The organism is Izhakiella australiensis, assembly GCF_002006995.1.
GTDB classification, from domain to species: Bacteria; Pseudomonadota; Gammaproteobacteria; order Enterobacterales; family Enterobacteriaceae; genus Izhakiella; species Izhakiella australiensis.
On the sequence record NZ_MRUL01000001.1, the window covers coordinates 91,856 to 118,246 of the forward strand.

Below are 26,391 nucleotides of genomic sequence, written 5' to 3' on the forward strand. Positions count from 1 at the left end.
AATTGCGCCGGATTCCGGCGGGTTTCATTATAAGTAGAACGTTATACTAGAACGTTCTACTTAACGGCAAAAAACCAATACCTATAAAAAGTCGCACCGGGGGAATCAGCATGAGTCTGATATCAGGTTTTACTAAGTCATTGTCTAAACTATCAATGATTGGCCGCGCGCTGATGCTGCCAATCTCACTGCTGCCAGCCGCAGGCCTGCTGCTGGCATTTGGCAATAAATTTGATCTACCGCTAATGATGAATGCGGGCGGCGTTATCTTCGATAACCTGCCGATGCTGTTCGCCATTGGTTCGGCCGTCGGGTTGGCGTCAGAATCCGGCATCGCGGCGCTTTCTGCTGCCGTTTCGGTGTTTGTCACCAATATCACCATCGGTACGATGTTGCACATTACCCCGGAAATGGCCGCGCAGGGTGGTAAATACGCCATGGTTGTCGGCATTCCGACGCTGCAAATGGGGGTCTTTGGCGGACTGATTTGCGGTATTCTCGCCGCCTGGTGCTATAACCGTTTTCACGCCATGCAGCTGCCGGAATTTCTTGGCTTCTTTTCCGGCAAGCGTTTTGTCGCGATTGCCACCGCCTTCCTGTCATTTTTACTGGGCCTGGCGCTCCCCTATATCTGGCAGCATATTCAGGCCGGAATCGATGCGTTATCGGTGGTGGTGAATGGCGATAATCAGGCGGCCTCAACCTTTATATTCGGGCTGGTTGAGCGTGCGCTAATTCCGCTTGGGCTGCACCATATCTGGTATCCCTCATTCTGGTACTCATTTGGTGATTACACCACGCAAAGCGGCCAGGTTATTCACGGCGACCAGACGATATGGTTCAAAATGCTGGAAGAGGGCGTGAAGTCGTTTAGCAGCAATAGCTATCAAAATGCCGGTAAATTTATGCAGGGTGAATTCCCTCTGATGCTGTTTGCGCTGCCCGCAGCCTGCCTGGCGATGTATCATGAAGCTCACAGCAAAAATAAAAAGATCGCCTTCGGGATTCTGTTTTCTGCTGCCTTAACCTGCTTTCTGACCGGGATTACCGAGCCGGTTGAATTCACCTTTATCTTTGTCGCACCCATTTTGTACGTTTTCAACGCCATCATGGCCGGCCTGGCGTATATGACCATGTACCTGCTACATGCCCATATCGCAAAATCGTTCTCGGCAGGTTTTATCGACTATCTGTCGTTTGGCATCGTGCCGTCATTTAACGGCTTTGAAACTAACTACCTCAATGCGGTTATTGTTGGCGTGCCAATGGCGCTGATTTACTATTTCACCTTCCGCTTTGTTATCCGCCGTCTGGATGTCAAAACGCCGGGGCGCACCGAGGTGACCGCCGATGCCCGTGATAAAACCGACAGCGAGCTGGCAAAAGAGATCATCAGCCTGCTTGGCGGCGCGCAAAACATCGATTCCGTTGGCGCCTGTATTACCCGCCTGCGGCTGGAGGTGGTGAAGCGTGAGCTGGTCGACAAAGAGGGACTGGATGATTTGGGCGCCCGTGGCGTGGTGTTCGTCGGCGACAGAGGCATTCAGATTATTTTTGGCGCGCGAGCGCAATTTATTGCGCAAACCATGTCGACAATGATCGGTAAATAAACAGAAAATATTGCTGTTGCGTCTCCCGCCCCTTGCGGGAGACGCCCTTTATTGGCTTGCATTTTTCAGGGAGTGGATTTGAAAAAAGTCAGTATCATTGATGTCGCGAAACAGGCGGGCGTATCGGTGTCTACCGTCTCGCTGGTGCTACGCCAGAAAGGCAAAATTTCCGATGCGACTATTGCGAAAGTTCACTCCGTCATCAATGAGTTAGGCTACGTTCATAACGTTGCGGCCGCCAATTTACGCGCTAACACCTCCAATCTGATCGGCTTAATTCTGCGGGATTTCAGCGACAGCTTCTCTATCAAGGTCATGGCAAGCGTAGTACAGGAACTGGAAAAACAAGGGTATATGGTTTTTCTCGGCCAGCCGCTTGATGAGGGCGAGACGCTTGAACGCTGTCTGCTGTCGTTTAAACAGCAGGGCGTTGCCGGCGTTATCTATCTTTCTTCGGACGTTTCGCGCGCGACGTTACCGACGCGCATCCGTCAGTGCCTTCTACCGCTGGTGGTGGTGTCACAGCTGCAAATGGAACCGGGATGTAATCTGGTGATGCGCGATAACCGCCAGGCTGCCAGCCTTGCTACCCGCTATTTAATCGGTCGCGGCCATCGCAGCATCGGCTATATCGGTGGTCAGGAGAGCGATCTGATCCGCCAGCAGCGCCTGCTGGGTTTTCGCAGTGTGCTGAAGCAAAACGGCATGATTTATCGGGAGGAGTCTGCGCCTGCCTGCAGTGATAATACGCATGCGGTCAGCATCGCAACCCGCCAGCTGCTGGAAAAGAACAACACCATCACGGCATTACTGTGCCACTCGCCGGATGCGATGATTGGCTGCATCAGCGGCATTCATCAGGTGGGTCGAACTATCGGCAAAGACGTGTTTCTCACGCAGCAGGTCGCGCTGGTCGGGTTTGAGGACATGCTGCACGTTAACCTGACCTCGCCATCATTTACCTATATCTCTTCCGCCAGCGAGGAAGCCGGACGTCAGGCTGCCGCGCTGATGATCCGCAAGTTAAAACAGCCGGAGCTTGAAACCCAGACGGTTACCCTCTCCGGGCAGCTGATAGCCCGTGAATCTGCCTGATTAACCTTCGTGCTGACCGACGCTACCGGCAGCGCGACGAACGAAATGAGGGGCAGCCTGACGCCCATGATGACAAAATGATTTGAAGTAGCGTTAACTATCCCTTATTGATTGGCAGAGGATAACGCCTACCTTCCCGCCGCGTCGTGATGATAAAGTGATTAGCAGCGCGGCCCGGTTTTGGGCGCTATTTTGATCGCTGCCCGGCTAACGTTCTGCGGACAGCTTACTAATTTTTAACCTTCCAGGGGGCGAGAAGCCGTATTCATGAGCAAAAATGCCGGTATGTTCGTCACGCCATTCGCCAGCGGCTATTCCACTTCTGCCAACGGGAAAGAAACGCAGTCGGCGGTCGCCTATCGTCGGCTTAAAAAGCAGATCCTTGATGGCGCGCTGCCAGCGGGTACCCAACTGCTGGAACATGAGGCAGCGGATCTGCTGGGGATGAGCAGAACGCCGGTCAGAGAAGCGATGATCCGCCTGCATCAGGATGGCATGGTAGATATTCGTCCTCGCCATGGTATGCGCGTCCTGCCTATCTCCGCTGACGATATGCAGGAGATTTACGACGTTCTGACTGCCCTTGAGGGTAGCGCTTCCGCGATGCTGGCGGAAAGGGGCCTGACGGCAGAGCAGCTGCAAGAGTTGCACGCGGCGACCGCCGCGATGGACAACGCGCTGGAGCAGGATGACCTGCAGGCCTGGGCCGACGCTGACGAGCTGTTTCACGCCAAACTTATCCAGTTCAGCCAGAATAAGCGCATGATTAATATGGTGGCCCAGCTGTGGGAGCAATCCCACCGGGCGCGGATGCTGACGCTGAAAATGCGCCCACGGCCGACCAAATCTAACCGGGAACACCAGGCGCTGATTGAGGCTATTGCCGCCGGCAACGTCAGACAGGCCCGGCAAATACACGAATCTCACCGTAAAAAAGCCAGTCAGATGCTGGTGGCATTGCTGCGTGAACTCGGTGCAACCCAGATCTGAGATCCCCGACATTTCATCAGGCTGCAGCGGCTAAGGCCCGGACTGACTGCCCGTGGCGCTTTCCCTTGCGGCGTCATTTTACTGCTGTTGACCAGGATCACATATCCGTAATTTAGCGAATAATGGCGGATTGACTTAAAACAATGCGCTAATTAACGTATACGTTAACGAGTTTGTTACGTGCTTTTAATGTAACAGCTACAGGAAACAACAATTAACAACATCATGTTTCAAGCGCTTCTCGCTGACATAAACGGGAATAATTATTATGACTAAAGCACGCTATGTACTCGTCGGTGTAGCTTTCACCCTTACCGCCCTGCTGTTTGTCGATCGCATCGCTATATCCGTGGCTAAAGGCCATATTGAGTCGGATTTTGGCCTGACGGATACCCAGTTTGGCTGGATCCTTTCCATGTTCTCGCTGGGCTACGCCCTGTTCCAGTCTCCCACCGGCGCAATGGCCGATAAATGGGGTCCGCGCTCAATGCTGGCGCTGTTTGTTATTGCATGGTCTGCGCTAACCGGTCTGACCGGCCTGGCCATTGGCTTTACGTCTCTTCTGGTTGCCCGTTTTCTGTTTGGCATCGCCGAGGCGGGCGCATTTCCGACCTTTGCCCGCGCGATGTACAGCTGGCTACCGGCTGGCGAGCGCGCGCTTGCCCAGGGGATTAATCTCTCCGGCGCCCGCATTGGCGCCGCTTTCGCGCTGCCTTTCGTTGCCTGGATGCTGGATGCGGCGGGCTGGCGTGAATCTTTTTATATTCTCTGCGTTGCTGGCATTCTGTGGGCGCTGTGCTGGTATCTCTGGTTCCGCAACGATCCTGCCGACCATCGCTCAATCTCGAAAGAAGAGCTGAAGTTTATCGAAGAGGGACGTGAAACCAGGCTTGCCAGCGCCGATGAGCGCGTGGTTAACGCTGAACCGGTGGATATGTCGTTTCGTTCAAAAACCATGTGGCTGCTGATGCTGCAGTACTTTGCCCACAGCTTTACGTTCTATTTTGCGCTGACCTGGCTGTTCCCCTATTTGCAAAAGACCTATGGTCTGAGCGCGGTGACTACCGGCTTTCTGGCCGGCGCTCCGCTGATCGCCAGCGCGATCGGTAACTGGGTCGGCGGCGCGGTGGTCGATATGCTGTATCGTCGCGGCTACGGCCTGTGGTCGCGGCGTTTGCCTGCCATCATTGGTTTTATTCTCTCGGCTGGCGGCCTGGTGGGGGCGCTGATGAGCGACTCGGCCTATATGGCGGTCGCCTGGCTCTGCCTTGCCATGTTTGGCACCGACGTGACCGTACCGCCATCATGGGCGTACTGCATTGACGTTGGGGGTAAAAAGTCCGGTGCCGTTTCCGGGCGGATGAACATGTGCGGCAACCTGGGCGCATTTCTGACCAGCCTGGCGTTCCCCTACATGCTGGCGGTTTTTGGCAGCACGATGCCGTTTTTCGCCGCGGCTATCGTGCTCAACCTGATTGCCGCCTATTTCTGGTTCCTGATCGGCAGCAAGCGCAACAGCCAGAGCGTGCTGGTCAAAGCCAGCTAGCAGCGAAGCAGATTCAATACCGGCGATCGGACGGTCTGGTGCAGGGATTCTGTTCAGGGTAACAACAGGGTTTGACGCTGCATTTTTACCTCTGAAAGTCGGTATTTTTGTATACGTTAATATATTCATTAAGGTGGTTCAGGGTGGCAATATGCTGATGGTGGTAGTGAAAATGAAGGTTAGCAGCGCGGACTATGCTCGCTTTAAGCCGCTGCTGGTGGATAACGCCGCCGCGTCGCTGATGGAAGAAGGCTGTTTTTGCTTTGATATCGGCGAGTTGCAGGAGGCATCGCCGGGTAGCCACGCGTTTCTGCTCTATGAGGTCTATCAGGACAGAGAGGCGTTTGAGCGGCATCTGACTAGCGCGCATTTCCTCAGTTTCGATCGGCAAACGGCAGCGATGTTACAGCATAAAGCGATCGCATTTTACCAGCAGATTGGCAAATAACGGCGGGATATCCGATGAAAAAATTCAATATTGCAGTGATGCCGGGAGATGGCATCGGACGCGAAATTATGCAGCCAACCCTGGAGATTCTCGACCAGGCGACCCGTCATCTGGGAATTGAGCTTCATTACGATCATATCGATGCCGGCGCGCAATTTTACGCAGAAACCGGCGATGCTTTCCCGGAAAGCCATTTCCAGCGAGCAAAAAGCGCCCACGCTATATTGCTGGGCGCCATGGGCCACCCTGATATTCGCTATCCTGACGGAACGGAAATCGGCCCGCAGCACGACCTGAGAAAGCGCCTCGGCCTGTATGCGGGCGTGCGGCCCTGTAAGACCATCCCCTCATTACCGCTGCCGTTGGCCGATGAGCGCAGCCGTCATCTCGACTTTGTTATCGTGCGTGAATCCACGGAGGGACTGTTCGCTTTCCCGCGCGGATACACCACCGATGATGAAGAATATGTGCATAACCTGATGCGTATTTCGCGCACCGTGTCGAAAAAACTGTTTAATTTTTCCTTCAACCTGGCGCGTCGCCGTCAGGCGCAGGGGCGCGGTAAAAATCTGGTTACCCATATTGATAAAGCCAATGTGCTCTCTTCTCAGCACCGCGCGCGAGAATGGTTTTATCAGGTGGCGCAGCAAAATACGGATGTTAATGCCGGCCATAAATACGTCGATTTTGCCGCGCTGGATATGGTCAGACGCCCGTGGGAGTTCGACGTTATGCCGACGGAAAATCAGTATGGCGATATTCTGTCGGATCTGGCGGCGGCATTAATGGGCGGAATGGGGATGGCGCCAAGCGGTGAGATCGGCGATCAGCACGGGCTTTTCCAGCCCTGCCACGGTTCAGCGCCTGACATTGCCGGTATGGGGAAAGCCAATCCGACGGCGATGATCCTGTCGGCGGCGATGATGCTGGATTATCTGGCCGAAAAGCATCAGTGCGATGAGGCGGCGACAGCGGCGCAGAGCATTGAAGAGGCGGTTCTTCAGGCCTATGAAGCGGAAAAGCTGTTACCTTACGAGCTGAACGGAACCTCTGGACTGCATGAGATTTCCGGGGCGGTGAAAAAGCATCTCAGCTAAAGATATGACCCGACTGCGCTGAGGGGAATGTTCTGAAAACAACGTGGCCGTCTTCGGTTATAGAGCGACGGCTCGCTCCGACGGTTTCCGCTATTGAGGCGGTTACCGTCAGGTTACGCACTGCTGCCTGCCGTTTATACTTATACTCATTACCGCTGCCTTAAGGCAGCCGTCGATAATTAACCAGCCTGTTAACCCTGTTCAGCGCCCGTTTGCCGGCGCGCGGTGGTCACTGCCCGTTGGCAGGCGGTTTTCTGACCCGGAGCCTCCTATGACCTTGCAGCAGTTGCATTATTTTCTCACCGCGCTGGAATACGGCACCTTATCCAGAGCGGCGGAATATCTGCAAATTTCCCAGCCAAGCCTCTCTGAACAGATCCTGCGGCTGGAACAGTCGGTGGGTACGCATTTGTTTATCCGTACCAACCGACGCCTGCTGCTGACCGAGGCGGGGCTGCGACTGCTGCCCCACGCCAAAGCCACCACCATGGCGGCACAAAAGGGGCACGAAGCGGTACAGTCGGTGCGTGAACTGCGCGGCGGGGTGGCAAGTTTTGGTACTTTCGGCAGCGCCCATCACTATTTTCTGCCAGACCTTATTGAGGAGTGTCGCTACCTGCATCCTGAACTGCGCTTACGTATTGCTGGCACCAACTCTTCAGAGGTGGCTCAGGCGGTGATCGACGGTGAAATAGAAGCCGGGCTGGTGATGCTGCCGGTCAATGACAAAAATCTGCTGGTTAGCGAACCGGTCTGGTCAGCACAGGTCGGCTATATCAGCGCCGATCCGCAGCGCCTGATTGGCCGAAAAGATATTAATGCGCTGATGGAAGCGCCGCTGATCCTGACGGAGGCGCGCTGGTGCAATGGTGATCCGATTCGCAAAATTCTCAATCAGCTGGCGCAGCAGCTCGGCACGACCCTGGAGCCAGTGATTGAGGTTGAACACCAGAGCACCGGTTTTGAACTCGCGGCGCGCGGCCTCGGCGACGTGATTGCCACAAGGCCTATTTTGCATCATCTCGGCTATCAGGATCGGCTGGGCTGGGTAGCGCTGGAGCCACCGCTACTGGAGGTTTTCGCCTTTATTCATCGTGCCGACACCGCCCTTTCCGCCGCCGCCCGCGAGCTGATGCAACTGATGCGCAAACATCTCACTTTGATCCAGCAGCGATACAGCCATCTGGATTAGGTGAGCGATAAGAAAAAAGTTTGCTATAGGCTAAGCCTATATGACCTATTTTGCTTTGCTTATTCATCCCGCTTCTCAGGCCGACTATTAATGTAACGGTAAGGTTGCCGTTAGGTTTCTTATATGTTTCAGTTCGGATGGAGAGGGAAGTGTGATGAGCAAACGCTTTCGTTACTGCATTATAGGCGCCGGAGCTGCGGGTCTGGCTGCGCTGAAAACGCTGCGCGATCTTGGCATCGCCGCTGAATGCTTCGAAAAGGCTGCTAAGCCCGGCGGCCACTGGCACCATGATTATGATGCGCTGCACCTGATTACGCCGAAGAACAGCTCGTTTTTTGATGATTTCCCCATGCCGGCGGATTATCCCCTTTACCCCAGCCGTCAGCAGGTATGCGATTACATTCAGTCCTACGTCGATGCTTTCCAGCTGCATGAGCATATTCATTATCACTCAGCCATTGAGCAGATTGTCCCGCAGGGAGAACAGGGGGAGGGCGGATGGCAGGTATGGGTTAACGGCGAGGCGCGTCATTTCGATGGCGTGCTGGTAGCAAATGGTCATCTGTGGGATCCGGCGCTACCGCCGCAGGCCGCCGACTTTCAGGGCATCTCGCTGCACTCCGCGGCTTACCGTAATACCCGGCAAATCAAAGGCAAGGTTCTGGTGGTCGGTTTCGGTAACTCCGGCTGCGACCTGGCGGTAGACGCCGCCCAGCAGCGCTTTGATACCACCATCGTGATGCGACGCGGCCAGGTTTTCCAGCCCAAGGCGCTGTTTGGCATGCCGCGCGCCGAGCTGCCTTTTATTAACGAACTGCCGGCCGAGTTGCAAAACAGCCTGATGCAGGTGCTGATTATGGCGTCGCTGGGCAACTGGAAAAATTATCCGGGCATGCCGCAGCCGGACAGTTTTAACCTCGATGAGCAGCCGCCGGTGGTCAATAACCTGCTGCTTTACTGGATCCAACACGGGCGCATCGCCATTAAGCCCGCCATTACTGCCATTGAAAATAAAACCGTTACCTTCAGCGATGGCAGCCAGCAGCAATATGACACGATTCTGTGGGCTACCGGCTTTCATACCCGATTGCCTTTTCTTGCCGATGAGCTGCTGGAATGGCAGCTGGGGGTGCCGCTGCGAACCGCGGGTATGACGCTGCCAACGCGTCTGGAAAATCTGTGGTTTGTCGGCCTGGCGGCGCCGCGCGGCGCGCAGTGGCCGGTTTACTGCGCCCAGACCCGGCTGATTGCCCGCATGATTGAGCTTAAGCAGCAGGGAATGCGCAACCTCGCCGGGTTGTTCGCTCGTCAGCAGGTGGCGGAAACGCGTATTGATATCGTGCGTCGCATCTGGCAGCTGAACATGGATGAAACCCACCGTACCCTCGACATGCTGACCAGCCTGTCGCGGGATGATTATCAGCCCGTTGTCGCGCATTCATACTGACGCTGGAGCCTGCTTATGCAAACGCAAATCCCCCCCATTGCATTGGTTACCGGAGCCGCTTCCGGCATGGGCAAAGCGGTGGCTGATCGCATGCTGGCTGAAGGCTGGCAGGTTATCGCGCTAGATATTGTCCCTTGCCCGCCCCAGCCGGGGCTGCAAAGCGTGCAGGCCGATATTTGCAATCTGGAACAGCTGGAAGAAGGCGTTCGCGGCGCGCTGGCCGGGCGCACGTTGCAGGCCGCCGTTAACGCGGCGGGTATTTTTCCGGTCTCTTCGCTGGAAACCTACAGCGAGGCGCTTTATCGCCGCATTTTTGATGTCAACGTGCTGGGCACGCTGAACATCGCCAGGGTAGCGGCGGAGAATATGTCCCCAGCCGGCGGGGCGCTGCTGTTCTTCGCGTCGGTTGATGCGTTTGCCGTATCGCAGAACCAGCTGATTTACAGCGCTTCAAAGGCGGCCGTGGTCTCGCTGGCAAAATCACTGGCTCTTGAATTAGTCGATCGCGGCATTGTGGTTAACGCCATTGCGCCGGGCTGGGTGGAGACTGAGGGCACGCGACGCGGCGGCCGACTGGAAGAGGGGGTCAAAGCGGTGCCGATGAAGCGGGCCGCGAGCCTGACGGAAATTGCCGACTGGGTATGGATGCTAAGCCATCGCCCCTCCTATATCACCGGGGAAACGTTAGTTATCAGTGGAGGCGTCTATATGCGATGAACAGTGACAGCACGTGTTTTACCTAATCAATAACAGACAGGATAATACAATGAAAAACTCTACCTTTTCAGATGTGAGCAGACCTGCCGATTATCTGATGCAACGCCAACGTTCCGGGGAAAAACGCGTCAGTCATTACAAAGATTTAAACCGGGCGGTCAGCGGCGTTACCCTCGGCAATATGGTTGAATGGTTTGATTTCGCCATTTACTCCTCAATGGCGACGATCATGGCGCAGGTATTTTTTCCGCAAACCAGCGCTTACAGCCAGCTGATCGCCATCTACGCGGCCTTTGCCGCCGGATTCATTATCCGTCCGCTGGGCGGATTTGTATTTGGTCCGATAGGCGACCGTTTTGGCCGTCGTACGGCGCTGATCAGCAGCATCAGCCTGATGTCCGGCGCCACCCTGATTATCGCGCTTATTCCCTCCTATCAATCCATCGGCATTGCTGCGCCGTGCCTGCTGGTGTTGATGAGGATGCTGCAGGGGTTATCTACCGGCGGAGAATATGGCGGTTCATGCATTTTTATCGCCGAGCACTGCCCTGATAAGCGCCGTTCCTTTTTTACCAGCTGGCTGGAGTTCGGCAATATTTCCGGCTTTCTGATTGGTGGGCTGGTGGTAAGCCTGGTCAGTCATCTGGTCGGTGAAACCCAGATGGCGTCATGGGGCTGGCGTATTCCTTTCGCGCTGGCGGGGCTGATGGGGGTGGTCGCGATATTTATCCGCCTGAATCTGGATGAAACGCCGGTCTTTCGTCAAATGCAGAAAGAGAGCCGCGCGCGCGAGGCGAATACGTCGCAAAAAAGCCTGTGGCAAAACATGCTGGCTGAATGGCCGCAGATGCTGCGCGCCGCCGGACTGGTGGCAACGTTTAATGTTAGCTATTACATCATCCTGGGCTACGTTCCGGGCTATCTGACCAACGTACTGGGCTATAGCCAGAGCTTCAGCAGCAATCTGTCGCTGGTGGCCACGCTAGGCTTGTTGCTGTTTATCCCCCTGTTCGGCGCGCTGGGCGATCGCTTTGGACGTAAACGCATGCTGGTTGTCGGCTGCCTGTTAATGGTTGTTTTTGCGCTGCCGGCATTTCACTTGCTGCGCCATCATCACGCCGGCGTTATGGCGGCGGCGTTGGCGGTGCTGATTTTCGCCATGCTGTTTTTTGAAGGCACCATGCCCGGTACGCTGACCTCGCTGTTTCGTGCGCCGGTGCGCTACAGCTGCTTTGCCATTAGTTACAATATCTCGGTTTCTTTATTAGGCGGCACCGCACCGCTGATAAACACCTGGCTGATTGAGAAAACCGGCAACGTTATGATCCCGGCCTGGTACCTGATAGGCGGCGCTTTGCTTGGCCTGATGGCGCTGTGGGGCCTGCGCGATCGTACCGGCAAGCCGCTGCCCGGGTAATCCTCACTGCGGGAACATGGGATGCTGGCGGCCTTGCTGGCAATCGGTAATGCTGATGTCCCATGTTCCCGCGCCTTCCGCTGCTTCTCGCTGGTATTGCTTCCCGCCATGACGCTCTGTCATGCGCTGTAGCTGCGTCTGTTGCCGCAGCTATCCCTCAAGCCCGGTTAGTGGTAATTGACCCCCCCTGCAACAGCCCGTGGCGCTTTTCGGGTTGATTCGCGACGGGCTTAGCGCGCAGAAAATCAGATGAAAGCGGGTCAGCCGTCTGATGCGTGATTTGTCGGCTGAATTTTGCGCCGGTTTACCCTACAATCGGTGACGATAACGGTAGCTCGCAAACACAGGAAGTCGTTTCCGCTTTACAGAGATAGTATTAATGAAAACATGGTTAACAGGACTGCTGCTTGCGCTGGCAGCTTTTCATGTCGTTGCGCGGGAACCGGCATTATCACCGGAGATGGCCGGTCGGGCGTTTTACAGCTGGTATCTTGGCGCAATGAATAAAGATGAAAGTCCTATTGATGAGCACGATCCTAAGTTAAACCAGTACGTGACCCAGCGGCTGATTAACCGTATTCATGTGCTAATTAAGAATCCGAAAGAGATGGATAATGACTACTTTCTACAGAGCGCGGATTATGGCGACAGCTGGATAGACCATATTTCAATGCTACCGTTTGAAGTGCGTGGCGATAAGGCTCACGGCGAAGTGGTGCTGGGACTGCCCGATGACCAGCAGCGGCTTTTGCTGATGATGGAAGATGAAGGCGGCGTCTGGAAGATCGATGACGTGACGACCCTGACGCCGCATTGATAGCGGCGTCGGTCAACAAACTAAATCAGATGCTGGCGGAAACTCTCCTGCATACTGTCAAGTAGCGCGTAACGTTTGCGATATTCCGAACGCTTCTTACTGGCAATCTCCTCCATCGGCTTACGCGGGAAGCTCAGCGGCAGCGAGAACAGATCGCCGGAAATCCGCTCAGCATTGATGGAGGTCCAGAACTCGTCATAGCTGGCATGAAACAAACTTTTTTTGCTAAGACGATAGCGCAGGCTGCGAAAGACGTGGCCGCGATCGCTTACTGCCTCGATGCGCGCCACGCCGGTGGCGTTAGCGAACATCTGCACCGCCTCCAGTAATAATCTCTTCGGAAAAAGTCCGTAACAGGCTTTGGTGGCGTCACGAATAACGTCATGCGCGATGTCACGGTGAGCACCCTGCATTCCGCCAATCATTAATACTCGCTGCTGCTGTTGATTAATCACCGCGAAGGTCAGCATGGCGAGGCAGGTATTATCACAATCGATAAACATGTTTACCTCGCCTTCGCGCTCGCAGCGGCCGGTGCAAACCAGCTTAACGACAAAATGTTCGCCGTTCTTACCGATAAACTCAGTCAGAACCAGCGGCGTGCTGGATAGCAGTGCGGTGCGCAGCGTTGGCAACGCTAACCGACTGGCGAAATCATAATGGCTGATGATGGCCTCGGAACGCGCCAGCATCGGCATGGAGAGGTAGAGATAGGGACGATGAATTTTACTTGGCAGCGTGTCCTGCAGCGCCAGCATATCCCTCATCACCGAATCAGCGGCAATAGCGGACAGCAGCCGGGCGGTGGCGCGGGAGTAAATTAAGGAGCGAAAAAAGTACTTCACGCGATAGCGCGGCTTCTGCCACAGGCGGCCGGGCTGGAGTTTGCCTGAAATCAGTGCGTAAAAAAGCGCCAGTCCATTTTCCTGGTGAGATACGAGTGACGTATTTTCCGACATAAAACTTGTCCCTTTTTTAACTGGAAGCTATTTAACCATTTCAACTGGAGGCTATTTAACAAGCAGAAATTTAAACGATTGCTCAACGGGGGTTTGAGAATTTACCTAAATTTAAATCTCGTTTTTGTTTTGTTTAATATTGATGTGATTCATCATGCCCGGGCGGCGTTTTCAGGCTGCTGCAAACTTGCTCAGGCTGGACTTATCTTCTGTTACTTATTGATTAATATTGTTATTTTTACATTGGACGGCTGGCGGGATAAGATCCGGGGCCCCAGTGCGCTAACCGCGGGTTTGCCGGATAAGGCGATCGGCCATTTTGGGGCCGGACCGGGGTAATTTCTGCACTGAATCACGACGACTTAGGTCGCCGATGACCATCATGCTACTTAGCGCGTGACATTTTCAGATTTGTGAAAGAACTCTCATTAACCGCGACGGTGGGTAGGACTCATGTCGTGGTTTTTTTTACCCTTGGCTGATTTTTAAGAAAGCAAATGGACGTTTTTACCGTCAGAAAAAGTAACCGGATGCGCTAATTTTCCTCTGTTGTAAAGTTTCTACCGGCGCACAAATCGTCACAAAGTGAACCAGTAAAAATTAAAGCTACGCGGGTAAACTTTTTGTAATGCGAACTGGAAGCGCACTTAAAGGTTAAGGCAATAGACATAATACATTAACGTGACAGACGGTTAGTTGACCGCTTGTTAAGTAAGAATTTAGCTTAATTAATCATTCTGAATGGGTTAACCGCTGGCTGGCTGAAGCGAGGTTGAGGCTATGTGGCGATTAAATAAGGATATTTACTAAGATGCTCCGGTAATTAAATGCTGTTCAGTAAGATTTAAATGTAAGCTGCCGACGCAAGGGGTAATATTAAGCGGGTTAAACTAAAATTGGCCGCTGTAATACAAGGCTGGGAATTTACTTAAGTATTAAATGGCGCATTTCTCAGCGCTGAGCTGAGAAATGCCCGGGAAAGCTATTGAATACTAATGATTTTACTGGCGGTGTGTAATTGCAGAACAAGCGAAGCATACTAAAGATAGCGGCTACCAATCAGTTTATTGTCGTGTACGAGCCGTTGGTTGTTAAAACATCATAATGTAAAATGTTCCCCGTAACCGCTGACTAATGCTGGCTGTCCTGGCTGGCGGGGTAATGATAAACGCTGCGGCTTATATCCAGCAGGCGGCAGCTGCGGCGGGTGCCGATTTCAAACCTGGCCTGCAGGAAGTTGACTGCCTGCCGTTTGTCGCTGGTGGTAAAGAAGTTTTTAAGTACGCTTTGTAGCATTTCTTTGTCAGAACTTAGCGCTTGTAGCTCACGTTCCATGTTATGCACCAGATCTTCCAATTCTTTGATTTTTCTTCCTTCCTCGGAAGATAAACCGCCAAACTTCTTCTTCCAGCTGTAGAAGGTTGCTTCTGAAATCCCCAGCTCATTGCAAATCTCCCTCACTTTAACGCCACTTTCTGAAGCTTTAATAGCGCTGGTGATTTGCTCCTCAGTGAAACGTGACTTTCTCATAAATGCTATTACCTTTCTTAACTATATTATGACCAGCTGAACTAAGTTTATAAGTGGATCTACGCGATCGCATTATTAGCTTAGATGCCGGCAGCAATTATTCGTAATTACACGGATTAAGTTAAGTGATTATCAAAAAATAGTATCATGGGATTACTCTTATTTTATTTCAAAAGTCTGGTGACGGCTTTCGATAAAGCGTGATTTGTTATAGATTCTTAGCATCACTTGATGGCCGGATAACTGTTTAATAACTGGTTGCTCAATCTGGTTGATTGATAAGTGATTAGAGAGTTACGAGAGGGAATTTTTTTGAGACGGTTAGTGGCACTTTGATACCACATTTAAATATATTCCTAAATTCCTAAAACCCTCTCATTGATTAGTATTTAAGACTTTTCTCTAATTATAAATATCAAATATGGCGCTTTAATCCTTTAGTGCCACTCCTGCCTTTGGTTTCAGACCCTGAGCGGCGGGTTTAAGTTGTGGACATGGAAGTGATTTTTGTCCGTTGGTTTGAGGAGTTATAGGACACCTAGATGAAATACAGCGAAATGTCAAACGCAGCCTGGATGATGTCCGAGAAGCTGGTGTCAGTGTTCGGCGTGATATTTGTCACATCGTATGTGGCTAAATCGTTTGGGCCTTCTATTTTCGGACAAATGGCATTTTCAACTTCGCTATTTTCTATTATTCAAACAATAGCGATATTTGGAACGGAAACCATTCTTTTCAAAAGTATTAGTAAAAGCGAGCAAAAAGGAACGCGGTTGATGGCAGTTGCCCGCCGTTTTCGTCTGGCTTTATTACTCCTTTTGTCCGCCCCGACTTTAATTTACGTCTGGCTGACAATGCGTGAAAACTTTGCTGTTTTTGCCTTCGCTTCGTTTTTGTCGGCAATCTTTGTCACTCAGGACATTTTTAGCGTTTATAACAATGCGCGTTTGAAATCGCGTATGAATACTATCGCCAACGGCGCCGGAATGTTGCTGAGCTTTGCCATTAGCTTCACGGTTGCCTGGCTGAAGCTCAGCCCCTTGCTGCTGTCATTATCAATTGTGGCCGTAACGCTGGTGCCTTACCTGATTAAACGCGGGCAGTTTTTTCGCTCCAGCGAAATGAGTGCGCCGCCGCGCCGCCGGCAGCGCAACTATACGCGTTATCTGATGTATGCCGGACTGCCGCTGGCGATTTCCAGCGTGTTTATCTCTATTCAGGTCAAGATGGCGCAGTTTTTTCTGGTTGGCGTTGGCTCCGAACATGAGCTGGGCGTCTTTGCTGCGGCAAATACCATTTCCGCCTCGTGGATATTTATCCCGGTGGCGATCATTACATCCTGCTTTTCGGCGATCTTCCGGGAGCGCGATGAAGTGGCAGTCAGGCTGGCTGCCCGGCTGTATGGCTACGTAATGGCTGTTTCGATTTTGATGTTGCTTATCGTCTCGCTGTTTGGCGACAAGCTAATCATCACTTTGTATGGGAACGATTACACACAGGCGGGAAGTATCATCACGCTGTTGTCATGGGCAACCTGTTTTTCAGCAATGGGAACAGTGGCTTATCGCTTTATGGTGAAAGAGGGCGGATTCAACTATCTGCTGGTAAAAATCCTCTTCCAAATGCTGGTAAGCCTGGTAACTTCGTGGCTTTTCATTCGCACCTGGGGCCTGACCGGCGCAGCGTGGAGTGTATTTGTTACAGAGTTATTGTCACTGACGGTGATGAATTACTTCTTCAAAAACGGGGTCATTCTGAGAATTCAACTCTCCTCACTCAAAATCAAAACCTACAAATGAGGTTGAAAATGATAAAGCTGAAAAAAGGATTGCGCAGAGGTATGTCCTGGCTAATACGCAAAATGCCGTGGTCGTACCAGGATCGCATTTACTATTTCAACACCTTCAGGAAGTTACCAAACATCCGGGAGCCCCGGTTGTTCAACGAAAAAATCCTGTATCGTAAAATCATCATGGGGGATTACGTGCGCTATGGACACCTGTCGGATAAGCTTCTGGTCAGGGATTACATTGCCCAACAAATCGGCAGTGACTACCTGATTCCTTTACTGCATGAAACTGACGATCCGACCACGCTTTTAGGCCTGAAATCGCTAAAAAACACCGTTATCAAACCGAATCACGGTTCGGGGATGGTCGAGGTTATACTGCAGGAGCCGGACTGTATCCAGAAGCAGCAGCTGATTGAGCGCTGTAAAGACTGGCTTAAACGCGATTTTTCCATTCATTCGCGAGAAATTCATTATCGCTTTATCAAGCCGCGTATTCTGGTTGAACAGTATATCGGCGACGGCAAGTTCGGTGCTATCGACTATAAATTCCACATGTTCAATAAAAAAGACGGCAAATTTGAATATGTCCTCCAGGTTATCTATAACCGCTCGGAGCAGGGACCGCTGTCGATGAAATTTTACGTCAATAATCTACAGCACTGCTTCCATAAAATTCGCGATACCGGCCTTGATATCAGTCAGGACCTGCCCTCGCTGGAGAAAGCGCTGCAGCTAAGTAAGGTGCTGGCAAGCGACTTTGATTATGTCCGGGTTGACTGGTATATCCACGAAGGGGTGATTTACTTCGGCGAGCTGACGTTTACGCCGGGCGCCGGTCTGGTAACGGGGCTCGATCGCGGTCTGGATCAGATGATGGGAGATATGTGGCAGCAGGATCGCAAGCAGCTTGCCCTCGCGCCGCAGCAGGATATAGGGATACCTGTCGTACTAAAAAAGGTGTAAAAAAAGCGGGCCGTTGAGGCCCGTTTTCATCTCTGGCGCCGCCAGATTACGGCATTGGCCAGTCAGACGGCGTGCGGCTCATCACCTCAACAAAGGCATCTTTAGTCATATGCCAGAAGTTGAGCAGATTAACGGTGCTGATGGTGATACCCAACAGGCCGGTGACAAACCAGCAGGACATTCCGATGCCGATGCCGGTGAATACGAAGGCCAGCGCGTTATGGCTGGTCTGCCGGCACCTCACGTTGAAGGTACTGGCAAAAAACATCATTACCGCGCTTAACAATTCCCATCTCATTAACGCCAAACTTGCGGTCAGGGTGCCCATGATTTTTCAACTCCGGATGATTCTGCCCTGACAATGACCAAGGATGCACGACGAGCGAGGCTTGTCAGGGAGGCCACGCCAATCGCCAGCGCTAAGGCTTAAATGTGATATGCGTCACATTATATCATTGGATTTTAAATTTTGAACAAATTTTAGCCCCGGCATGGCCGCTTTTTGCCCGGTTAATCGATAACTTTTTTTCATGTGAGAAATAGCTTTTTGGCATAGCTGAGGATATTCAATAGCTTTTGCCGCAGAGGCGTTTTTAACGCAAATCGCGGCGAGCAGGGCGTTAGCGCGATGAGTGATGTCATGGCTGGTTACATACAAAGAGGGGGAATCGTCATTGCGCCAGCCTGGCGGCTGCGCAGGGGGGGATAAAAGCCCGGATCGTTTCCGATCCAGACTTCACGAACTTAGCAGGCCTGCTGCAAGCCTGAAGCGCTATCCACACGGCAATAAGGCGCGCGATAGTCACCGTAATCATAGGTGGATTCACGCTGAGTTTGCTGCGGCTGACGGCGCATCGCATGACGATAGGCGGTCGGCGTCTGAGAGAACTGGCGACGGAACACGCGCGAGAACGTCTGCTGAGAGTCATAACCATACTGCATGGCAATATCAAATACCGGACGCTGAGTCTGGCACAGCGCCTGAGCCGCCAGCGTCAGACGGCGCTCGCGTATGTAATTGCCCAGCGTCTGGCTGGTGACGTTGCGGAACATGCGTTGGAGGTGCCACTTTGAGTAGCCTGATTTCGCGGCCACTTCATCAATGGACAGCGTTTTATCAAGGTTTCTTTCAATCCATGCGGTCAGCGTCTGAATGATGTCATCATGCATAAAGTTGGTCTCCCTGGTGGTCAAACCGGAGTCACGGCCCGCTGCAATCTATGCCTGACAGCCGTCACCTCGTCGAAGTAGTGAGTAAATTTGATATCGATCATCTGATGGTGGGGAAGTATAATTCCTCAAGTTAACTTGAGGTAAAGCGCTAAATGAAAAAAAATGTGAATCTTTCAAATAAAAGGGAGCTGACCCCAGGCGAGGTGGCTAAACGCTGCGGCGTGGCGGTTTCTGCGCTGCACTTTTATGAAGAAAAAGGGCTTATCAGCAGTACCCGCAATGGGGGAAATCAGCGCCGCTACCATCGGGACGTCTTGCGGCGGGTCGCGGTGATTAAGGTTGCTCAGCGCATCGGCATTCCTCTGGCGACGATCGGCGAAAGCCTGATGCAAATTCCGGCGGGAAAGCGCATGTCGGCGAAAGAATGGCGCCAGCTGACCACCCAGTGGCGGGCTGAGCTCGATCGCCGTATCGGCACCTTAATCCGCCTGCGTGACGAGCTGGATGGCTGCATTGGCTGCGGCTGCCTGTCAATGGCCCAGTGCCCGCTGCGTAACCCTGACGATCGGCTCAGCACCCAGGGCACCGGTGCGGTATTGCTGCTGGGCGATGCCGATTGACTTGTGCGGCTATACTGAAAGGTCTCAGATTAGCGAAGGCCTGCCATGATAACTGTTCATCACCTCAATCAGTCCCGCTCACAGCGTATCCTCTGGATGCTGGAGGAGCTGGAGATTCCCTATCAGATAGTGCATTACCAGCGCGAAGCAACCATGTTAGCGCCCGCGTCGCTGAAAAAAGTACATCCGCTCGGCAAATCGCCGGTGATAACCGACGGCGACCTCACCCTGGCGGAATCTGGCGCCATTCTGGAATATCTGGTTGAACAATATGATACGCAGCAGCGTTTCATGTCGCTTCAGCCCCATGAACGCCAGCAGGCGCGCTACTGGCTCCACTATGCCGAAGGGTCATTAATGCCGCTGCTGGTAATGCGCCTGGTGTTCAGCCGCCTTGGCAAGGCGCCGGTCCCCTGGCTGTTTCGGCCATTTGGTCGGCTGGTGGAGCAGGGCGTGCGGCGAAACTACCTCGATCGACAGCTGACCACGCATCATCAGTTTATTGAACATCATCTTGGCAGGCATCCCTGGTTTGCCGGCGATAGTTTTAGCATTGCCGATGTCCAGATGAGTTTTCCGCTGCAGGCGCTTATGGCACGCGGTGATAAATCGGCGAATATTCAGGCCTGGCTGGATAAAATTGCCAGCCGGGAGGCCTGGCAGCGCGCGACCCGGCAGGGGGGAGAAATCGACTTCAGTTAATAAATTTTCGCCGGGTGTTGAAAAGCGCGTAAGCACGCCTGATAATCGCCGCGCTAACAATAAGTCTTAACGACAGCCGTGCTGTACCCAGAGACGTAAACGTTTGCTGTTATCGATTGCGTCCTTGTGGTTTTAGGCCGCGAAATGCGAGAGAAGGCGATTTATCGCCGTTGCCTTGCTGCACACAACTCATTCAGGGGAAATCTTTATATGTCATCGCCTTCTTCTCAGTCCGGCAGCAAGCTGGACGCCTGGTTTAAAATTTCCACGCGCGGCAGCAGCGTTCGTCAGGAGCTGATTGCCGGTGTGACCACCTTTCTGGCGATGGTTTATTCCGTCATTGTGGTGCCGGGAATGCTCGGTAAAGCAGGCTTTCCGCCGTCGGCGGTTTTTGTTGCTACCTGTCTGGTGGCCGGCGTTGGTTCGCTGGTGATGGGACTGTGGGCCAATCTGCCGCTGGCAATTGGTTGCGCTATCTCGCTGACCGCTTTTACCGCTTTCAGCCTGGTACTGGGCCAGCACATCAGCGTTCCGGTTGCGCTGGGTGCGGTATTCCTGATGGGCGTGCTGTTCACCATTATTTCGGCAACCGGCATTCGCACCTGGATATTGCGTAATTTGCCGCAGGGCGTCGCGCACGGCACCGGTATTGGTATCGGCCTCTTTTTGCTGCTGATCGCCGCCGATGGCGTCAATCTGGTGGTGAAAAATCCTGGTCCCGGCCTGCCGGTGTTACTCGGCCAGTTCACCAGTTTCCCGGTCATCATGTCGCTACTGGGTCTGGCGGCGATTATCGGCCTGGAAAAGCTGCGCGTGCCGGGCGGTATCCTGCTGACGATTGTCGTTATCTCGGTGCTGGGCCTGATTTTCGATCCGGCGGTTCACTATCAGGGGCTGTTTGCCATGCCCAGCTTAAGTGATGCTCATGGCAACTCTTTGTTATTCAGCCTCGATATTAAAGGCGCGCTGAATGCGGCGGTGCTGCCAAGCGTACTGGCGCTGGTGATGACGGCGGTTTTTGATGCCACCGGCACCATTCGCGCGGTGGCGGGTCATGCAAACCTGCTGGATAAAGATGGTCAGATTATTAACGGCGGCAAGGCGCTGACTTCTGACTCGCTGAGCAGCGTGCTGTCAGCCCTGGTCGGCGCCTCGCCGGCCGCAGTGTATATCGAATCCGCAGCGGGTACTGCCGCTGGCGGTAAAACCGGCCTGACGGCGATAACCGTCGGCGTGCTGTTTTTACTGATCCTGTTTTTATCGCCGCTGGCTTATCTGGTGCCCAGCTATGCGACGGCTCCGGCGCTGATGTATGTTGGCCTGCTAATGCTGAGCAATGTCACCAAGCTGGATTTTGATGACTTTGTCGATGCGATGGCAGGTCTGGTAACCGCCGTATTTATCGTGCTGACCAGCAATATTGTGACCGGCATTATGCTGGGCTTTGGCGTGCTGGTTATCGGGCGTATCATTTCTGGTGAATGGCGTAAGCTCAATCTGGGCACGGTGATCATCGCACTTGCGCTGGTGGCCTTTTACGCCGGTGGCTGGGCTATCTGACGGCGCGGGTTTTAACTGCGGGAGGCCGTACGCTCCCGCAGCTGACGATGGATGTTTTCAGCACAGTTTACGGTTTTTTATTACTATGCTTTTGTTTTACTATCCGAACAGGGCAGCGCAGGACGCTGTATTCACGCCTGTCGGAAGAGGCTAAACGCAACGCATGGAAATCTTTTTTACCATACTGATTATGACGCTCGCCGTGTCGCTGTCTGGCGTCGCAGCGCGAATTATCCCTTTTCAAATCCCTTTGCCGCTGGTTCAGATTGCACTTGGCGCGCTGCTGGCCTGGCCCACCTTCGGTCTGCATGTTGATTTCGATCCGGCCTTATTTCTGGTGCTGTTTATTCCGCCACTGCTGTTTGCCGATGGCTGGAAAACCCCAACCAGCGAATTTTTCCACCACGGGCGCGAAATTATAGGGCTGGCGCTGGTTCTGGTGCTTATCACGGTGGTGGGCATTGGCTATCTGATTTACTGGGCGGTGCCCGGTATTCCGCTGATCCCCGCCTTCGCGCTGGCCGCCGTGCTGTCTCCTACTGACGCTGTCGCGCTTTCCGGCATTGTTGGCGAAGGGCGCATTCCGAAAAAAATCATGTCGATACTGCAAGGCGAAGCGCTGATGAATGACGCTTCCGGTCTGGTATCTCTGAAGTTTGCCGTTGCGGTCGCGCTGGGAACCATGGTTTTTACCGTTTCTGGTGCCACCATCGAATTTTTGAAGGTCGCGCTGGGTGGCCTGCTGGCCGGTATCGTCATCAGTTTGCTATACGGACGTTCGCTGCGCCTGTTCAGCCGCTGGAGCGGTGACGATCCGGCAACCCAGACGGTGCTGCTGCTGCTGCTGCCGTTTGCCTCTTATCTGATAGCAGAACACCTCGGCGTTTCTGGCATCCTTGCTTCAGTGGCGTCGGGGATGACCGTTACCCGTTCCGGCATCATGCGCCAGGCGCCGTTGGCAATGCGCCTGCGCGCCAACAGCGTCTGGCAGATGCTGGAGTTTGTTTTTAACGGCATGGTGTTTTTGATGCTGGGGCTACAGCTGCCCGGCATTCTGGAAATCTCCTTACAGCAGGCGGACGCTGACCCGAACGTTGATATCTGGATGCTGATTGCCAGCATCGCAATGGTGTACGTCGCGCTAATGGTTGTGCGTTTTGGCTGGCTGTGGATCATGCAGCGCATCAGCCAGCGGCTATTGAAAAAGAAGCCGATGGAGTTTGGCAACTATACGCTACGTGAATTGCTGATCGCCTCTTTCGCCGGCGTGCGCGGCGCTATCACCCTGGCCGGCGTCCTCTCGGTCCCGCTGTACCTGGCCGATGGCGAGCCTTTCCCGGCGCGCTATGAGCTGGTGTTTATCGCCACCGGCGTCATTCTGTTTTCGCTGCTGGTCGGCGTGGTGGTGTTGCCGCTGCTGCTGCGCAGCGTCGAAACCATCGATAAGTCGAAGCAGCGACGGGAAATGCAGGAAGCGCGGGCGATTATGGCCGGAACCGCCATTGACAGTCTGTACAAAATGGAAGCGCGTCTGGCGGAAGACACCACGGAGAATCTCGACCCTGAGCTGGTAAAAGAGGTTAGCTCCCGGGTAATCGGTCTGATGCGGCGACGAGTAGATGGCAAGAACGATCTGGAGGCGGCGCTGCTGGCCGAGAATCTGGAACGGCGCTTTCGGCTTACCGCGCTGCGCGCCGAGCGCGGCGAGGTTTACCACCTGCGGGCCACTCAGCAGATCAGCAGCGAAACCATGAATATGCTGCTGCGCGATCTCGACCTGCTGGAAACGCTGCTGATGGAAAAAGAGGGCGCCCACTAACCCACTAAAGGGCTGGCGCCAGCAGTGCTAAAAACGGGGCGCCAGGTGCCGCCAGGCTGCGCGCGCTATCTGGCGTTCCGTATGGCGGGTTGCCTATAGCGAAAGGCGCGGCGCCTCTCCCGGCCAGAACTCACGGCAGCAGGCGATCCAGGCCTGGGCGCTGCGCGACAGATAGCTGCCTTCACGCCATATCAAACCCAGGCGCCAGACCAAATCCGATTCCAGCGGCAGCCACAGCAGCTGGTTTTTATCCAGCCGCTGGCAAATAGGCTCTGGCATAATCGCCACGCCCATGCCCGCCTGCACCATCGCTGCCAGGAAGTCCCACTGTCCGCTGCGCACCGCAATTTGCGGGGTGAATCCGGCCGCCTGAAAGGCACGCATCAGCTGGCGGTTAAGGGAAAACTCTTCGTTGTATATCAGTATCGGATGGTTGGCCAGTTCGGCCAGCGGTATCAGACTGCGGCGCAGCCATTCATCGGTACGTGGCACCAGCACGCACAGCGGGTGAGTCATCAGCGGCAGGGCATTCAGCGCAAACTCCTCTGCCAGCGGCAGGGCGGTCATGGCAATATCCAGGCTGCCGTTCATCACCGCCTGCTGCACCGTCAGGCCGCCGAATTCGGCAATCTTCAGCTCCACGCCGGGATAGCGCTGGCGAAAGGCGGAAATAGAACCGGCTATTTGCATGCCGACCATCGGCGGTATCCCTAAGCGCAGCTCGCCGGTTTTCAGCTCGGTTAAATCGCTTAGCTCGGCCTCCAGCTGCTTAAATTCCTGCAGAATGGTCAGGCCGCGCTGATACACCGCCTGCCCGGTATCGGTCAGGTGCAGCTTGCGCCCTTCGCGTAGTAGCAGGGTGCAGCTCAGCTCATCTTCCAGCTGCTTTAACATTTTGCTGATGGTGGGCTGAGTGACATACAGCTGTTCGGCAGCACGGGTGAAGCTCTGCTGGCGGACGACTTCGACAAAATAACGTAACGCGCGAACATCCATAATCATTCCTGAACGGCATAGTTTAAATAATATTAAGTCATTTTTTTCACGGTTTGTCCCTCCGTTATACTATCTGCATCACAAAACGAGGGAGAAATAATGTCACTCGCCTTGCATTCACCACGCCCGCAGTGGAAACAACGGTTCCAGGTGCCGGTACAGGTTGCGCTATATATCGGTTTGTTTGCGGCCGTCAGCCAGCTGGTCAGCTGGCTGAACCTGCCCTTACCGGCGAATATCGTCGGCATGCTGCTGCTGCTGGCGTTGATTTCCCTGCGCATCCTGCCGCTACGCTGGGTGAAAGCCGGTGCCGCCTGGCTGCTGGCGGAGATGCTGTTGTTTTTCGTTCCGGCAGTGGTTGCGGTGGTGAATTATGCCGACCTGCTGAAGGTAGAAGGCTGGCGCATCGTGCTGGTTATTGTCCTCAGTACCTTGCTGGTGCTGGCCTCAACGGCGCTGGTGGTTGAACGCGTCAGCCGCTTTGAACGCTGGCTGGCAACGCGCAAACGAGCGAAACGCCATGAGTGATTTCTTCATCAGCCTGAGCTGCCTGCTGGCGACGCTGGTTATCTACTATCTCAACAAAAAGCTTTATCGCCGTTGGCATACCTTGCTGCTGATGCCGCTGGTGATGACGCCGCTGATCCTGGTGGCGCTATTGCTGCTCACCCATATCAGCTGGCAGAGCTATATTGGCGACAGTCACTGGCTGCTGTGGCTGCTGGGGCCGGCAACGCTGGCCTTTGCCGTTCCGGTTTACGAAAATCTACCGCTTATCCGCCGACATTGGCTATCGCTGACCGCCGGGGTGATCACCGCGACGCTGGTGGCGGTGTTAAGCTCGGTCTGGCTGGCGCGGCTGCTGACGCTGCCGGAACAAATTCAGCGCAGCCTGGCGGTACGCTCAATTACCACTCCCTTCGCCCTCGCCGCCGCAAAACAGATTGGCGGTCAGCCTGATTTAGTGGCGCTGTTTGTGGTGATCACCGGCGTGTTTGGCATGGCTATCGGCGACGTGTTATTCCTGCGCCTGGCGATCAAACAGGGCATGGCGAAAGGGGCCGGGTTCGGCGCGGCATCCCACGGCGCCGGTACGGCCCGCGCCTACGAACTGGGCCAGCAGGAAGGGGTGGTTTCCAGCCTGGTGATGATGCTGTCCGGTATCGTCACGGTGGTCATTGCGCCTTTTATCAGCCATCTGCTCTGGACTAGCGTGTAAAAAAGCGTCAATACCCGGCGCCAGTTTGTTGCATTTGTTAGCAATCGTCTGATTGAGCTGCGACTCTGCGCCGTTTATTCTTGCGCCGCAAAGGATCATGAATCAGTGGAGAGAAAAATGAAAAAAGTGGTGGCATTAACCGGTGGTCTGGTACTGCTGGCGGCGGCGACTTCTGCTCAGGCGATCGATGGCAGTGTGACAGTAGGCAAAAAATACACCAACATTAACGCCGGGCTCGGCACCAGCACTCCAGGCCTGTTTTTGAACGGTAACTGGATGCGCAGTAATGATGATGGCAATCTGGTTGGCTTGGGATTGGGCTATAACTTTGCTTACGATGGATTGATGCTGTCGCCCGGCGTGAGAACAATGTACGTTAACCCGCGCGATAGCAAAGATGGCTATGCCAATGCCATCGGTCTTGGCGCCAGGTACGCATTTAATAGTCAGTTTGGCGTTTATGGCAGCTACTACTGGGCGCCGGAGTCATTCTCGCATAACATCGACTCTTACCAGGATATTCAGGGCGGCGTGTCCTTTAGCCCGATTTCGATGTTAACCCTCAATGCCGGCTATCAGTATCTGGTGCTAAACGGCGAACACAATAATAAAAATAACGTACTGGCCGACGGTCCCTATATCGGTGCGTCCCTGCACTTCTGATGCCTTAATCCAGCCAGCC

The 26,391-nt window shown here is 53.8% G+C and carries 25 protein-coding genes; 20 read left to right on the plus strand and 5 right to left on the minus strand.

Annotated elements, in window-relative coordinates; genetic code table 11:
* Positions 1-110: 110 nt before the first annotated feature.
* From BTJ39_RS00400 to BTJ39_RS00450, 11 genes are all read left to right on the plus strand, one after another.
* Positions 111-1,610: a PTS transporter subunit EIIC gene (locus BTJ39_RS00400; RefSeq protein ID WP_078000686.1), complete on the plus strand. Its 1,500-nt coding sequence runs from the start codon at positions 111-113 to the stop codon at positions 1,608-1,610.
* A 78-nt stretch (positions 1,611-1,688) separates the two neighbouring features.
* Positions 1,689-2,705 carry a substrate-binding domain-containing protein gene (locus BTJ39_RS00405; RefSeq protein ID WP_078000687.1) on the plus strand — a complete coding sequence of 339 codons (1,017 nt, stop codon included), beginning with the start codon at positions 1,689-1,691 and terminating at the stop codon, positions 2,703-2,705.
* Positions 2,706-2,972: 267 nt separating this feature from the next.
* Entirely contained in the window at positions 2,973-3,695 is a 723-nt protein-coding gene (locus tag BTJ39_RS00410; protein ID WP_198412923.1) for a GntR family transcriptional regulator, read from the plus strand.
* Between the two features lie 268 nt (positions 3,696-3,963).
* Entirely contained in the window at positions 3,964-5,241 is a 1,278-nt protein-coding gene (locus tag BTJ39_RS00415; protein WP_078000688.1) for an MFS transporter, read from the plus strand.
* A gap of 151 nt (positions 5,242-5,392) precedes the next feature.
* Positions 5,393-5,689, plus strand: a complete 297-nt coding sequence (locus BTJ39_RS00420) for a putative quinol monooxygenase (RefSeq protein WP_078000689.1) — start codon at positions 5,393-5,395, stop codon at positions 5,687-5,689.
* 14 nt (positions 5,690-5,703) lie between these two features.
* Positions 5,704-6,786, plus strand: coding sequence for an isocitrate/isopropylmalate dehydrogenase family protein (locus tag BTJ39_RS00425; protein ID WP_078000690.1), 1,083 nt, complete (start codon positions 5,704-5,706; stop codon positions 6,784-6,786).
* 271 nt (positions 6,787-7,057) lie between these two features.
* Positions 7,058-7,978 (plus strand): LysR family transcriptional regulator, encoded by a 921-nt coding sequence (locus BTJ39_RS00430; RefSeq protein WP_078000691.1) that lies wholly within the window; start codon positions 7,058-7,060, stop codon positions 7,976-7,978.
* A gap of 154 nt (positions 7,979-8,132) precedes the next feature.
* Positions 8,133-9,425 (plus strand): flavin-containing monooxygenase, encoded by a 1,293-nt coding sequence (locus tag BTJ39_RS00435; protein WP_078000692.1) that lies wholly within the window; start codon positions 8,133-8,135, stop codon positions 9,423-9,425.
* Positions 9,426-9,440: 15 nt separating this feature from the next.
* The gene (locus BTJ39_RS00440; protein WP_078000693.1) at positions 9,441-10,142 is read left to right on the plus strand and encodes an SDR family NAD(P)-dependent oxidoreductase; all 702 of its coding nucleotides are present in this window, start codon (positions 9,441-9,443) and stop codon (positions 10,140-10,142) included.
* Between the two features lie 49 nt (positions 10,143-10,191).
* Positions 10,192-11,559, plus strand: a complete 1,368-nt coding sequence (locus BTJ39_RS00445) for an MFS transporter (RefSeq protein ID WP_078000694.1) — start codon at positions 10,192-10,194, stop codon at positions 11,557-11,559.
* A gap of 379 nt (positions 11,560-11,938) precedes the next feature.
* Positions 11,939-12,376, plus strand: a complete 438-nt coding sequence (locus tag BTJ39_RS00450; RefSeq protein ID WP_078000695.1) for a DUF3828 domain-containing protein — start codon at positions 11,939-11,941, stop codon at positions 12,374-12,376.
* 20 nt (positions 12,377-12,396) lie between these two features.
* Here the strand turns inward: BTJ39_RS00450 and BTJ39_RS00455 are convergent, their stop codons facing one another.
* Together BTJ39_RS00455 and BTJ39_RS00465 are read right to left on the minus strand one after the other, a co-directional pair.
* Positions 12,397-13,335 carry a VirK/YbjX family protein gene (locus BTJ39_RS00455; RefSeq protein WP_078000696.1) on the minus strand — a complete coding sequence of 313 codons (939 nt, stop codon included), beginning with the start codon at positions 13,333-13,335 and terminating at the stop codon, positions 12,397-12,399.
* 1,131 nt (positions 13,336-14,466) lie between these two features.
* Complete coding sequence (locus BTJ39_RS00465) at positions 14,467-14,865, minus strand: transposase (RefSeq protein ID WP_078000698.1); 399 nt, start codon at positions 14,863-14,865, stop codon at positions 14,467-14,469.
* 542 nt (positions 14,866-15,407) lie between these two features.
* Between BTJ39_RS00465 and BTJ39_RS00470 the strand changes: the two genes are divergently transcribed.
* Positions 15,408-16,664 carry an MATE family efflux transporter gene (locus BTJ39_RS00470; protein WP_078000699.1) on the plus strand — a complete coding sequence of 419 codons (1,257 nt, stop codon included), beginning with the start codon at positions 15,408-15,410 and terminating at the stop codon, positions 16,662-16,664.
* An 8-nt stretch (positions 16,665-16,672) separates the two neighbouring features.
* Entirely contained in the window at positions 16,673-17,620 is a 948-nt protein-coding gene (locus BTJ39_RS00475; protein WP_078000700.1) for an ATP-grasp fold amidoligase family protein, read from the plus strand.
* Between the two features lie 46 nt (positions 17,621-17,666).
* Here BTJ39_RS00475 and BTJ39_RS00480 read toward each other — a convergent pair whose 3' ends face one another.
* Both BTJ39_RS00480 and soxS read right to left on the minus strand, forming a co-directional pair.
* Positions 17,667-17,948, minus strand: a complete 282-nt coding sequence (locus tag BTJ39_RS00480) for a YjcB family protein (RefSeq protein WP_078000701.1) — start codon at positions 17,946-17,948, stop codon at positions 17,667-17,669.
* 416 nt (positions 17,949-18,364) lie between these two features.
* Positions 18,365-18,790 carry a superoxide response transcriptional regulator SoxS gene (soxS, locus tag BTJ39_RS00490; protein ID WP_078000703.1) on the minus strand — a complete coding sequence of 142 codons (426 nt, stop codon included), beginning with the start codon at positions 18,788-18,790 and terminating at the stop codon, positions 18,365-18,367.
* A 155-nt stretch (positions 18,791-18,945) separates the two neighbouring features.
* Here soxS and soxR point away from each other — a divergent pair, with 155 nt between their 5' ends.
* From soxR to BTJ39_RS00510, 4 genes are all read left to right on the plus strand, one after another.
* Positions 18,946-19,413, plus strand: coding sequence for a redox-sensitive transcriptional activator SoxR (soxR, locus tag BTJ39_RS00495; protein ID WP_078000704.1), 468 nt, complete (start codon positions 18,946-18,948; stop codon positions 19,411-19,413).
* A 45-nt stretch (positions 19,414-19,458) separates the two neighbouring features.
* The gene (locus tag BTJ39_RS00500; protein ID WP_078000705.1) at positions 19,459-20,115 is read left to right on the plus strand and encodes a glutathione S-transferase family protein; all 657 of its coding nucleotides are present in this window, start codon (positions 19,459-19,461) and stop codon (positions 20,113-20,115) included.
* 210 nt (positions 20,116-20,325) lie between these two features.
* Complete coding sequence (locus BTJ39_RS00505) at positions 20,326-21,675, plus strand: NCS2 family permease (RefSeq protein WP_078000706.1); 1,350 nt, start codon at positions 20,326-20,328, stop codon at positions 21,673-21,675.
* Positions 21,676-21,838: 163 nt separating this feature from the next.
* Positions 21,839-23,494 (plus strand): Na+/H+ antiporter, encoded by a 1,656-nt coding sequence (locus tag BTJ39_RS00510; protein ID WP_078000707.1) that lies wholly within the window; start codon positions 21,839-21,841, stop codon positions 23,492-23,494.
* A gap of 93 nt (positions 23,495-23,587) precedes the next feature.
* Here BTJ39_RS00510 and BTJ39_RS00515 read toward each other — a convergent pair whose 3' ends face one another.
* On the minus strand, positions 23,588-24,490 hold the full coding sequence (locus BTJ39_RS00515) for a LysR family transcriptional regulator (protein ID WP_078000708.1): 903 nt from the start codon (positions 24,488-24,490) through the stop codon (positions 23,588-23,590).
* Positions 24,491-24,589: 99 nt separating this feature from the next.
* On the opposite strand from BTJ39_RS00515, the gene BTJ39_RS00520 reads away from it, so the two are divergent.
* The 3 genes from BTJ39_RS00520 to BTJ39_RS00530 all read left to right on the plus strand — a co-directional run bounded on the left by BTJ39_RS00520 (position 24,590) and on the right by BTJ39_RS00530 (position 26,372).
* Positions 24,590-25,018 (plus strand): CidA/LrgA family protein, encoded by a 429-nt coding sequence (locus tag BTJ39_RS00520; RefSeq protein WP_078000709.1) that lies wholly within the window; start codon positions 24,590-24,592, stop codon positions 25,016-25,018.
* Positions 25,011-25,709 (plus strand): LrgB family protein, encoded by a 699-nt coding sequence (locus BTJ39_RS00525; RefSeq protein WP_078000710.1) that lies wholly within the window; start codon positions 25,011-25,013, stop codon positions 25,707-25,709. The genes BTJ39_RS00520 and BTJ39_RS00525 overlap by 8 nt, the downstream gene beginning before the upstream one ends.
* A 117-nt stretch (positions 25,710-25,826) precedes the next feature.
* Entirely contained in the window at positions 25,827-26,372 is a 546-nt protein-coding gene (locus tag BTJ39_RS00530; RefSeq protein WP_078000711.1) for a YfaZ family outer membrane protein, read from the plus strand.
* Positions 26,373-26,391: the final 19 nt, after the last annotated feature.